At 72.2% G+C, this 11,391-nt stretch carries 10 protein-coding genes; 5 read left to right on the forward strand and 5 right to left on the reverse strand.

Features of this window, described 5'->3' with window-relative positions; all coding sequences use genetic code 11:
- Positions 1–142 precede the first annotated feature (142 nt).
- Positions 143–916, forward strand: a complete 774-nt coding sequence (locus SMIR_RS06300) for a hypothetical protein (RefSeq protein ID WP_168496958.1) — start codon at positions 143–145, stop codon at positions 914–916.
- Between the two features lie 94 nt (positions 917–1,010).
- Here the strand turns inward: SMIR_RS06300 and SMIR_RS06305 are convergent, their stop codons facing one another.
- Together SMIR_RS06305 and SMIR_RS06310 are read right to left on the reverse strand one after the other, a co-directional pair.
- Entirely contained in the window at positions 1,011–1,310 is a 300-nt protein-coding gene (locus SMIR_RS06305) for a hypothetical protein (protein ID WP_168496956.1), read from the reverse strand.
- 138 nt (positions 1,311–1,448) lie between these two features.
- Positions 1,449–2,291 carry a GntR family transcriptional regulator gene (locus SMIR_RS06310; RefSeq protein WP_168496954.1) on the reverse strand — a complete coding sequence of 281 codons (843 nt, stop codon included), beginning with the start codon at positions 2,289–2,291 and terminating at the stop codon, positions 1,449–1,451.
- Positions 2,292–2,447: 156 nt separating this feature from the next.
- Here SMIR_RS06310 and SMIR_RS06315 point away from each other — a divergent pair, with 156 nt between their 5' ends.
- Positions 2,448–3,326, forward strand: coding sequence for a (2Fe-2S)-binding protein (locus SMIR_RS06315; protein WP_168496952.1), 879 nt, complete (start codon positions 2,448–2,450; stop codon positions 3,324–3,326).
- Between the two features lie 317 nt (positions 3,327–3,643).
- A complete protein-coding gene (locus SMIR_RS06320) occupies positions 3,644–4,693 on the forward strand; it encodes a DUF2637 domain-containing protein (RefSeq protein ID WP_075031095.1) in 1,050 nt (349 codons plus the stop codon).
- Between the two features lie 64 nt (positions 4,694–4,757).
- Here SMIR_RS06320 and SMIR_RS06325 read toward each other — a convergent pair whose 3' ends face one another.
- The 3 genes from SMIR_RS06325 to SMIR_RS06335 form a co-directional block, all read right to left on the reverse strand.
- Positions 4,758–5,210, reverse strand: coding sequence for an ATP-binding protein (locus SMIR_RS06325; RefSeq protein WP_389606710.1), 453 nt, complete (start codon positions 5,208–5,210; stop codon positions 4,758–4,760).
- 499 nt (positions 5,211–5,709) lie between these two features.
- A complete protein-coding gene (locus SMIR_RS06330; RefSeq protein WP_212726725.1) occupies positions 5,710–7,452 on the reverse strand; it encodes a pyruvate dehydrogenase in 1,743 nt (580 codons plus the stop codon).
- 82 nt (positions 7,453–7,534) lie between these two features.
- Positions 7,535–9,346, reverse strand: a complete 1,812-nt coding sequence (locus SMIR_RS06335; RefSeq protein ID WP_212726726.1) for a PP2C family serine/threonine-protein phosphatase — start codon at positions 9,344–9,346, stop codon at positions 7,535–7,537.
- Positions 9,347–9,805: 459 nt separating this feature from the next.
- Between SMIR_RS06335 and SMIR_RS06340 the strand changes: the two genes are divergently transcribed.
- Entirely contained in the window at positions 9,806–10,786 is a 981-nt protein-coding gene (locus tag SMIR_RS06340) for a TrmB family transcriptional regulator (protein ID WP_168496946.1), read from the forward strand.
- A gap of 36 nt (positions 10,787–10,822) precedes the next feature.
- Positions 10,823–11,305: a DUF456 domain-containing protein gene (locus tag SMIR_RS06345; protein ID WP_168496944.1), complete on the forward strand. Its 483-nt coding sequence runs from the start codon at positions 10,823–10,825 to the stop codon at positions 11,303–11,305.
- Positions 11,306–11,391 lie beyond the last annotated feature (86 nt).

The following is an 11,391-nucleotide window of genomic DNA, read 5'->3' on the forward strand; positions in this document are numbered from 1 at the left end:
GGTGCGTGCGGCGCGTGTCAGCAAGTGCCGCACCAGTCCCACGACTTTGTGAAATCCTTCACCTACCCCCTTGGCCGGGTACCGCGATCCGTGCTGAGATGCCACCACTCAACAGCTCAATGGCGTGCTCGGGGAGGGCAACGTGGCGCATACCGCCATGTCTGGTTCCGGAACGAACGCAGGGGACGATCCACTCCAGACCGCGGTATGGCGGCTGCGCTCACGCGCCTGCTGGGTCGACGCCGCCGCACTGCTCCAGCCCGGGACGGCGGGTCCCGCACTGCAGAGAGCCTCGCTCCTCGTCGAGCGGTGCCTGTACACCGAGCAGGGCTGGGCCGAGGCGGAGGACGCGCTGCGGACGGCGGAGGCGGTGGCCCAGAGCGACGACGAGCGCGGGGCGGCGGCCTGTGAGCGCGGTCAGCTCGCTTACGCGGCCACGCTGCTCGGGGTACGCGACCGGGCGGACGAGGCGCGGGCCGCGCTCGGACGGGCCGCCGCGCTGATCGCCCCGGGGGCGCCGGGGCGGGCGCTGCTCGACTTCCGGCGCGGGCTGCTCGCCGAGAACCTCGCCCAGTCGCCGCAGGCCGCGCGGGCCGCGTACCGGCGTGCCCATGCGGGCGCCGTCGCCCAGGGCGACCCGCTTCTGCTCTCCTTCACCTGGCGGCACCTTGCCGGACTCGCCCTGCGGGAGGGGGAGTTGACCGAAGCGCGGCACGGGTTCGCCGAATCCTTGCGGATTCGGGAGGAGTTGGGGTACTTGGTGGGCACCGCCCCGGCATTGGCCTCGCTCGCGGATGCCGAGGTCGAGCCGGAGGCGTCCCGACTGCGGGCGGAGGCGGGGCGGTTGTTCCGGTTGCTCGGGGGTGTGCCGACGTGGCTGGCGCGGCAACTCACTCCGCCTGCCGCAACGGCTTGAGGTTGCGGGGAGACTGCGGATTCGCCGTGGCTGGTCTCGCAGTTCCCCGCGCCCCTGAAGGGGCGCTGCGGTCCCCCGCGTTCGCCTGACCGGGTCAGTTGCTCTGGACGTGTGCCAAAAGGTTGCGGGCGAAGTTCCCCACCGTGGTGCGGAGTTCGGGGTCGTGGGCGACGTAGACCACGACCCCGACGATGATGATCAGGAGCAGGAGGCCGCGCAGGCCGCCGCCCCGGGCGCCGGTGTGCGGCACGGGACGGTGCGTGTGGGGTGCGCCGGTATGGCGGGCGTGGGCCCGGGCCGTGTCGTGTGCCGCGCGGTGGTGGCGTACGTGGTTCTGGTGGATCTGCTGGGCCTGCTGAGCTTGTTGCATCGCCTGCCAGGACGGGTCGGGCATCTTCTCTTCTCCCCCGGTGTGCTGCTGGTACCTGGGGGCACGCGTGCGGGGCCCTCAGGGTTCCCGTCGGCGCGTCCTGTTGCCCGGCACGTACGGAGCCGTGACGTCCGTCGGGGGAAGGGGGCGTGCCGGACAGGCCTAGCTGTCGGCGAAGTGCTCTCGCACGAGGGACTGGACGACCGGGAGGTCCTGGGCGGTCAGGGCGTCCAGGAGGGCGATGTGCTCGGCGGCGTCGGCCATGAGGTCCGCACGCCCGCGCGGGACGGGGCCGCCTGCGAGGGGCCACTGGGCGCGGCGATGCAGGTCGTCGGCGAACTGTACGAGCTGGTCGTTGCCGGCGAGGGCGAGGAGCGCGCGGTGGAAGGCGCGGTCGCACTCGGCGTAGGTGGCACGGCACCCCGCGGACGCGGCGCGTGCCGCCGCCTCGGCGAGCGGGCGCAGTTCGGCCCAGCGCGCGGCGGGCACCGTGCGGGCGAGGCGCAGCACCACCGGGACTTCGAGGAGGGCGCGTATCTCGGCGAGTTCGGCCAGCTCGCGCGTCCCGCGCCGGACGACCCGGAAGCCCCGGTTCGGTACGACCTCGACGGCGCCTTCGAGGGCGAGCTGCTGCATCGCCTCGCGTACGGGCGTGGCGGAGACGCCGAAGCGTTCGCCGAGCACGGGCGCCGAGTACACCTGGCCGGGGGCGAGCTCGCCCGCGACGAGGGCGGCGCGCAGGGCGTCGAGGATCTGCCCGCGGACCGAGGCCCGCTGGACCACGGGGCGCGCGCTCTCCACGTGGGGGTGCGGGATGGGCGGCTCGCTGTGGGTGTGCTCGCCACGGGCTCCGGAGGCGGACCGGGACTCGTCCGAGGCGACGCCCCGCTCCCGCCCGACGTCCGCCGCCCGCGCCTGTGCGGGCACCCGGACGGACGCCGTACGGATGTCCGGGGCCGCAGACCCGGTGGAACCGCGCGCGCCCAGCGAACCGGCCTGCTCCACGGGGTCCTCCTCCGGGCTTGGTGGTACTTGGGGGTCATTGCGGCGGTTGTTACCCGTCCGTCAAGCACCATAGGCGCACATGGCCCCAGTTCAAACATCCGATATCGGGGGTAAGGTAAGCCTAACCTGTCAACGATCGTGAAGCGGGGTACCCGCATGTCCACTCCCGCCCCGGCCACAGGCGCCCCGGGCCTCGCCGACGCCCACCCCGCCCGCTCGGCCGTCACGGACGCGTACACCCGGCTGACCGAGGTCTTTCCGGAGCTGAGCGTGCGGGAACTGGGGCAGGAGGAAACGGCCCCGGAGGGCGACGGCTGGGTCGGCGCCGCCGGGCTCGCAGCGGGCGGAGCGGACCTCGACACCTTCCTCGCCTGGGACGAGGCGCAGATCATCAGGGACTACGGACAGCGGGCGCGCCCGGACGTGGTGGCGAGCTTCGGGCTGCACCGGTACGCCTGGCCGGCCTGTCTGCTGATCACCGTCCCGTGGTTCCTGCTGCGCCGGGTGCCCCGTCTCCCTGTGGAGCGCGTCACATTTCAGCGCACGCTCGGCCGCATGGCGGTCCGGGTCGAGGAATTCGCCTGTCTGCCGGGCGACCCGGCGGCCCTGCTGCCCGGCGCCCGGGTCGTCCCGGACGAGGAGGCGCTGCGGGCCGAGGTGCGAACGGCGGCGGCCGAACACCTGGAGCCGGTCCTCGGCGGCCTCGGCCCGCGCATGCGGCGCCGCGGCCGGGCCCTGTGGGGCATGGCGACCGACGAGGTCGTCGAGGGTCTCTGGTACGTCGCCGAGCTGCTCGGCGAGGAGCGGCGCGCACTGCGCGAGCTGGAGCTGCTGCTGCCGGGGGCCACCCGGCCGTACGTCGGCTCTGCCGCGTTCCGTGAACTGAGCGGCCCGAACGGGGAGTCCCTGCCCACCCGCGACCGGGCGAGCTGCTGCTTCTTCTACACCCTGCGTCCCGAGGACACCTGCGTCAACTGCCCGCGCACCTGCGACACGGACCGCATCGCCAAGTTGACGGCCACCGCGACGGATTGAGCGCCGACCCCGCCGCACGGACGGGCCCCCTGGTGCCCTAAGATCAACTCCGATTGAGACTCCCGACGGGTGCCCGACAGATGACAGGCACTTCACAACTTCCTCACTTGTCGCAGGAACTTTCCGTAGAACCATCCGTACGGGTAATCTTATTCGCACTCAGCTCCCGTCCCTCGCGCGGCAGTTCGAGCAGAATGTCGCCCTGCGCATCCCCTTGCACTCTCTTGGCGGCCTCTTGCCCCGAAACCCCCTGAGGGTCGACGGGCGTGGGCCAATATGGCGGGCGTTACGCCCTATCCCAATGCAAGGGACCCCAGATGAGATTGACCGACATATCGCTGAACTGGCTGCTTCCGGGCGCCGTTTTGCTCCTGGGACTGCTGGCAGCGGTGGCGGTGCTCGCGCGCAGCAAGCGGTCCGGGGAGAACGCGAGCAGCAACAACGACGACTCGTGGGAGCGCAGCGAGGAGCGTCGCAGGCGTAAGGAAGCCGTCTACGGCACGGCCTCCTATGTGCTGCTGTTCTGCTGTGCCGCGGTCGCCGCGGCGCTCTCCTTCCACGGCCTCGTGGGCTTCGGCCAGCAGAACCTCGGACTCACCGACGGCTGGGAGTACCTCGTCCCGTTCGGTCTGGACGGCGCGGCCATGTTCTGCTCCGTCCTCGCAGTGCGCGAGGCCAGCCACGGTGACGCGGCGCTCGGCTCCCGGATACTCGTGTGGACCTTCGCCGGTGCCGCCGCCTGGTTCAACTGGGTGCACGCTCCCCGGGGTGTGGACCACTCGGGCGCTCCCCAGTTCTTCGCGGGCATGTCCCTGTCGGCCGCCGTGCTGTTCGACCGGGCGCTGAAGCAGACCCGCCGTGCCGCGCTGCGTGAGCAGGGCCTGGTCCCGCGTCCGCTGCCGCAGATCCGTATCGTCCGCTGGCTGCGCGCGCCCCGTGAGACGTACAGCGCCTGGTCGCTGATGCTCCTGGAGAACGTCCGCACCCTGGACGAGGCGGTGGAGGAGGTCCGCGAGGACAAGCGCCAGAAGGAGCAGAACCGCCTGCGCCGACGGAACGAGGAGCGGGTCGAGCGGGCGCACCTCAAGGCGCTCAGCCGCGGTCACCGGGGCCTGCCCGGCCGTGGTGGCGGTGGTGGTGGCCGGCAGCAGCTGGAGACGACCGTGGAGCGTGCTCCCGCGCAGGCCACCGCGGAGCCTGCCATAGCGCCGGAGCTGCCCGTACGCTCACGGCCCTCCCTACAGCCCGTCCGCAAGAGTGGTGACCCGATCACGGTCGATCTCACCGCGGAGGACGACACGATGGCCCTGCCGCGACTCGACTCCCTGGAGCGCAAGCTCAAGGACCTGGAGCAGCAGTTCGGCTGAGACACCGGGGTGGTCCGGCCGTTGAACGGCCGGACCCCGGACAGGAACTACGGCGGCGCGGTGACTACACCGCGCCGCCGTCCAGTTCGAACCAGACCGACTTGCCCACGCCGTGCGGGCGTACCCCCCAGGCGTCCGCGAGGGACTGGACGAGGACGAGGCCTCTGCCGTGCGTACCGTCGTCGGCGATCGGTACCCGCAGCCTGGGCCTGCGTCCCACGAAGTCCCGTACCTCCACGCGGAGTCCGCCGGGTCCGACGGTGGCCGTCAGGACCGCGTCGTGGTCGGTGTGGATGAGGGCATTGGTGACGAGTTCGCTGGTCAGCAACTCGGCTATCTCGGACTTCTCCGGCTTCCCCCAGTGCCGTAAGAGTTCCCTCAGTGCTTTGCGGGCCTCTGGCACCGCCCTTAGATCGGCCCTGGCCAGCCGCCGCCTGAGCTGCGCGGCGGCCGGGTCCCTCGCTCCGTCGGTCGCTTCTTCCTCCACTGCCTGTGCCGAGGAGGCCCCGATGGCCACGGGACCGCCCCCTCGTACCTGCCTCTTCATGACCCCCGCCTGCATGCCGATGTCGGGTTCCCCTCCTGATCGAACATGTTCACGGGAATCCATGCCCCATCGGCGACGCGGCAGTCATGTCGAATGGTCAACCACCAGCCATTCCCGAGCGGAAGCACGGCGTCGCGCCAAAACGGTGGCCTGTGGGGCGCCACAGGCCGTACGCCAGGACCCTCCGGGGCCGGCTCGCGCGACGGTGACCCGTCCCGTGAAAAGGCCCGCTTGCCCTGCCCGACGCCTGCTCGACGCCTGCTCGAGGCGCACGGTACGGCCGACGCATCCGCCCTGGCCGGGTCCGCGAGGGGGAGGTGAGCCGGTGCGCCCCCGCGCACGGCGACGGCGCACCCGGCGGGCCCGCGCCACCCGGCGCCTCCCCTCCCTGGCGACGTGTTGACCGCGAGCGCTCGGTCCGTCTACCGACTCTCGGCTGCGGCTATGGCCGTACTCGACGGGGAGTCGGTCAGGGACGCGGCACGTTGCGCAGGTTGGAGCGGGCCATCTGAACCATTCGGCCGACGCCCCCGTCCAGGACCATCTTCGACGCCGACAGGGCGAACCCGGTCACCATCTCCGCGCTGATCTTCGGCGGGATGGACAGGGCGTTGGGGTCGGTGACGATGTCGACGAGAGCCGGGCCCTTGTGCTTGAAGGCGGCCTTCAAGGCGCCGGTGAGGTCCTTGGGCTTCTCGACGCGCACGCCGTACGCCCCGCACGCACGCGCGACGGCCCCGAAGTCGGGGTTCTTGTTCGTGGTCCCGTACGACGGCAGCCCGGCGACCAGCATCTCCAACTCGACCATGCTCAGGGCGGAGTTGTTGAAGAGAACGACCTTCACCGGCAGGTCGTACTGGACGAGGGTGAGGAAGTCGCCCATCAGCATGGCGAACCCGCCGTCTCCGGACATCGAGACGACCTGCCGGCCCCGGTCGGTGAACTGGGCCCCGATCGCCATCGGCAGTGCGTTCGCCATCGAGCCGTGCGAGAACGAACCGATGACCCGGCGGCGACCGTTGGGCGAGATGTAGCGGGCCGCCCACACATTGCACATCCCGGTGTCGACCGTGAACACCGCGTCCTCGTCGGCGAGTTCGTCGAGAACGGAGGCCACGTACTCGGGGTGGATCGGAACGTGCTTCTCGACCTTGCGCGTGTACGCCTTGACGACACCCTCGAGCGCGTCCGCGTGCTTCTTCAGCATCTTGTCGAGGAAGCGGCGGTTCGCCTTGGGCTTCACCCGGGGCGTCAGACAGCGCAGGGTCTCCTTCACATCGCCCCACACCGCCAGGTCCAGCTTGGAGCGGCGGCCCAGGCGCTCGGGCCGGACGTCGACCTGGGCGATCTTGACGTCGTCCGGGAGGAAGGCGTTGTACGGGAAGTCGGTGCCGAGCAGGATCAGCAGGTCGCACTCCTGAGTGGCCTCGTAGGCGGCGCCGTAGCCGAGCAGACCGCTCATACCGACGTCGTACGGGTTGTCGTACTGGATCCACTCCTTGCCCCGCAGCGCGTGTCCGACCGGGGACTTGACCTTCTCCGCGAACTCCATGACCTCGGCGTGCGCGCCCGCCGTGCCGCTGCCGCAGAAGAGCGTGACCTTGTCGGCCTCGTCGATCATCGCGACGAGCTTGTCGATCTCGGTGTCGCCGGGGCGGACGGTGGGCCGGGAGGTGACGAGGGCGGTCTCGAGGGCCTTGTCCGGGGCGGGCTCGGAGGCGATGTCGCCCGGGAGGGAGACGACGCTGACGCCCGACTGGCCCACCGCGTGCTGGATGGCGGTCTGCAGCAGCCTCGGCATCTGCTTCGGGTTGGAGATCATCTCGTTGTAGTGACTGCACTCGCGGAAGAGCTGGTCCGGGTGGGTCTCCTGGAAGTAGCCGAGGCCGATCTCGCTGGAGGGGATGTGCGAGGCGAGGGCGAGGACCGGGGCCATGGAGCGGTGGGCGTCGTACAGACCGTTGATGAGGTGGAGGTTGCCGGGGCCGCAGGAGCCGGCGCAGGCGGCGAGTTTGCCGGTGATCTGGGCCTCGGCGCCCGCGGCGAAGGCAGCCGTCTCCTCGTGCCGGACGTGGATCCAGTCGATCGCCGCGTTGCGCCGGATCGCGTCCACCACCGGATTGAGACTGTCGCCGACGACGCCGTACAGGCGCTTGACGCCCGCACGGACGAGGATGTCGACGAACTGCTCGGCGACGTTCTGCTTGGCCATGCTGCACGCACCCCTTTGTGATCCATGGATCCCGCGAGTCCCTTGGTCATCCTTTGGGTCCATGAATTCACACGGTGCGCCGTTACGCCTCCCAAACGGCCGCGGCGGTCCGGTCGTCGGCGTATCCCTTGACCCGTACCTGGGTGTCGGCGAGAAACGCGGCGAGGCCGGGCGGCTCGCCCGCCGACCACCGCGCCGTCAGGTGCTCGCAGAACTGCGGTTCGCCGCGCAGGGGCTCCGCGAGGCCGCCGGTGCACAGCAGCAGCGTGTCACCCGGTCGGGCGACGGAGGCGCGGAAGCGGAAGGGTTCGCGGGGCGGTTCGGGGGCCGGTTCGTACGGGCTCGGGGGCGTGGTGATGCCCAGGTCCATGGTGAGCCGGTCGCCCTCGGGGGTCTCGTGCGGCAACGATCCGAAGCCGACCACGGCCTCGCCGGTGGTCTCGGCGACCCGCGGCTCGATGTCCTGCCACTCGCCGTCCCGCAGCCGGAACAGGCCGCCGGCGCCGACTCCGAAGAAGACGCGTGTACGGCACTCGGGGTCCCCTGTGAGCAGCAGGCAGCGCAGGCCGGCGGTGTACTCCTCGGGTTCGATGCCCTGTTCGGCGGCGCTCGCGCGCAGCTTGCCGAGGCTGCGGTCGGTGAGCCGGTGCAGGCCCGACTTCAGGTCGCCGCGACGGGCCGCCCTTATGTCCTCGGCCAACCGCGCGTGGCTGCGGCCCACGGCGCGCCCGATCCACCGGCACGCCTCGGCAGCCGCCCGGTGCGCGCCGGGGGTCGCCCGGGCGCCGGTCGCCATCGCCACCAGCACCAGCGCGTGCTCGCCCGCTCCGAAGCGGGCGGTGAGCAGGGAGTCCCGGCGGGGCTCGCCCCTGAAGCGCGCGGAGTCGCCGCGCACGGAGGCCGCGCGCAGGGTGCTCGCCCCGTAGCGCGCCCCGTCCAGGACGGTGTCGGCGACCAGGTCGTCGAGGTCGTCCGGGTCGGCGCGCGGGAGGGCGGTGGGCTCGGCGTCGTAGGTGGGCGGGCCCGAGCCGACGTGGTCGACGGGGGGTGGCTGGTGGGGGACGGTGAGGACCGGCTCGGGGGGCGGCGGGGCGGGGAGGGCGTCCACGGGGGCGGCTGTGCCGGGCCGGGCGGGATCCGGCGGCGCGGTGGGGCGCGGTGGCACCGCCGCGCCGGGCGATTCCTTGGACGTACGGCCGCGGAGCGACTCGGCGTGGAACCCGGGCGGCGTCGGTCCCGGCGGGAAGGCCGCGGGGGACGGCGGTTCGGCCGGCGGGGGTTCCCAGGGAGTCGGGGGCTCTTCGCCACCCCCCGAGGAGCCAGGGTCCACACCACTCCGAGAGAAGCCTGTGGCCTCGCTGCTCCACCAAGGGCCGGGCTCCGCGTCGGCCGACGAGGGGCCGGGATCCTCCCCGCTCCCCGAGGGACCCGAGTACCCGCCGCCCCACGAAAGGCCCGGGTCCCCGCCATCGCGAGCGGGCTCGGAGTCCTCCCTGCCTCCCGAGACGCCAAGGTCCCCGCCACTCCGCGAGGAGCCGGCGTCCGCGCTCGTCGACGGGGGCAGGTTCTCGGCGGGCCGGGCCGGGTCGAGGAAGCTGTCGGGTGGGTCGGACCGGGGCTCGCGGTCCCAGCCGGGGGCGAGGCGGCGGCCCGGTTCCTCGCCGCGCGGGGTGGCGCCGCCGCCCCGTTGCTCCGGGACGACGGGAGACCGGTCCCGCTCGGGCGGCGCGGCCCGAGGCGCGGACCCCGATTCCACCGTCCCCGCGGCCGACGCGAAGCGGTCGTCGAGGGAATCGGCCGCGGGCGTGGGCCCCGTGTCCCCGGTGGAGTCGTCGTACAGCTGCCCCCACCAGTCGTCCTCGTGACCGGTAGGCCTCTCCCCCTGCTGGCTCATGCCCCTAATTGTCCACCGCGAGAGCCGGATGAAAACGGGGCATCCAGAAAATCCGGCCATAGGACTGATAGTCGAACGACGCGTCGGGTGACGTAGCGAACGGCCGTACGAGTGCGGAGGGTTGAAGAAACGTCGGACGTCGCGTCGAAGCCGCCGGACGATTCCACCCCCCACGGGAGAACCGCCCGGCGGTGCCCTGAGTGTGACCTGCTTCCCTGAGGTTCCCCTGTGACGCGCGCTGTCGCGCTCCCCAAGGCGCCACTCCCAAGATCACTCCGCCCGCGTCCGCGCAGGCCGGTCCGGCCCAAGCCGGGCATTACGGGCGGCTGTTGCTGCCGCGGTGCCGTGAGCTTGGCAGAGTTACGGGTGCCACGGCGATGATGTGCCGAGGCGGGTTTGCGCCGTGGCCGATTTCCGCCAGGTCACGGCCGGAACGGGATTTGGGGAGGGCATCGCCGCATGCTGGGAGCGATAGGTCTGGACGAGACGCACGAGTCGGCGTACCGGGCACTGGTGTCCGTGGGCGCCGCCGACGTGCCCGACCTCGCGCGGCGGCTCACGCTCGGCGAGCACGACACCGAGCGTGCCCTGCGCCGACTGGAGCGGCACGGTCTCGCGGCCCAGTCCTCGGGCCGCCCGGGACGCTGGGTCGCGGCGCCGCCCGGCGTCGCCCTCGGCGCACTGCTCACCCAGCAGCGGCACGAGCTGGAGAAGGCGGAACTGGCGGCCGCCCTGCTCGCCGAGGAGTACCGCGCCCAGGCCGCCGAACCCGCCGTGCACGACCTGGTGGAGGTGGTGATCGGAGCGGCGGCGGTCACCCAGCGGTTCCTCCAGCTCCAGCTCGGCGCGGCCACGGAGGTGTGCGCGCTGGTCACCGGGAACCCGATGGTGGTCTCCGGGATGGACAATGACGCGGAGGAACAGGCCGCGGGACGGGGCGTCGGCTACCGCGTGGTGCTCGAACGCGCCGTCCTCGACCAGCCCACCGGCCTCACCGAGCTGTCCGCCGCGCTCAGCCGCGACGAGCAGGTACGGGTCGTCGACAAGGTGCCGACCAAGCTGGTGATCGCCGACCGGACGCTCGCGATGGTGCCGCTCACCTCGCACACCGCGGAGCCCGCCGCCCTCGTCGTGCACGCCAGCGGGCTGCTGGAGCTGCTGTCGGGCCTGTTCGAGTCGGTGTGGCGGGACGCGCTGCCGCTGCGGCTCGGCAGCCGGGGCGTCATGGAGCAGGAGCCGGACGGCCCCGACGTCACCGACCTGGAGATCCTCTCCCTGCTGCTGGCCGGGCTGACCGACGCGAGCGTCGCCAAACAGCTCGACCTGGGCCTCAGGACCGTACAGCGCCGGGTGAAGCGGCTGATGGAGCTGGCGGGCGTCACGACCCGGCTCCAGCTGGGCTGGCACGCCTACGAGAAGGGCTGGGTGGCCCGAGACTGACCTGCGCCTTCGCGCCCGCTCAGTCACCCTGGGCAGATGGGAGCGTGGGAACTCCTGCTGGTCGGCGTGGTGATCGTGCTCGGCCTGTGCGGAGTACTGGTGCCCGGTGTGCCGGGGTCGTGGCTGGTATGGGCCGCGGTCCTGTGGTGGGCCCTGGCCGACCCACGGGCCCTCACCTGGGGCGTACTGGTGGGCGCGACCGTGGTCCTGGTGTTGGCCCAGGCGATCCGCTGGGGGCTGCCGCCCCGACGGCTCCGGGAGGCCGGCGCCACTCCCCGCATGGGCGTGTACGCCGGGGTCGGGGCACTGCTCGGTTTCGTTCTGCTGCCGGTGGTCGGCGCGGTCGCGGGCTTCCTCGGCGGGGTCTATCTCTACGAGCGGCCGCGGCTGGGCGGGCACGGCCCGGCGAAGGCCGCGGTGGGGACGGTCATGCGGTCGGGCGGCTGGCGCGTCCTGACGGAGCTGTTCGCCTGCCTGCTGGTCACGGCCGCCTGGCTGGCCGCGGTGGTCTGGGGCTGAGCGACCTCACAGGAACGGGAACCAACACATCGGATCTCTCCCTTCATATTGACGGGCTGCAGCCACTTCTCTACGTTGCATCGCGG

Source organism: Streptomyces mirabilis (assembly GCF_018310535.1).
GTDB lineage: Bacteria > Actinomycetota > Actinomycetes > Streptomycetales > Streptomycetaceae > Streptomyces.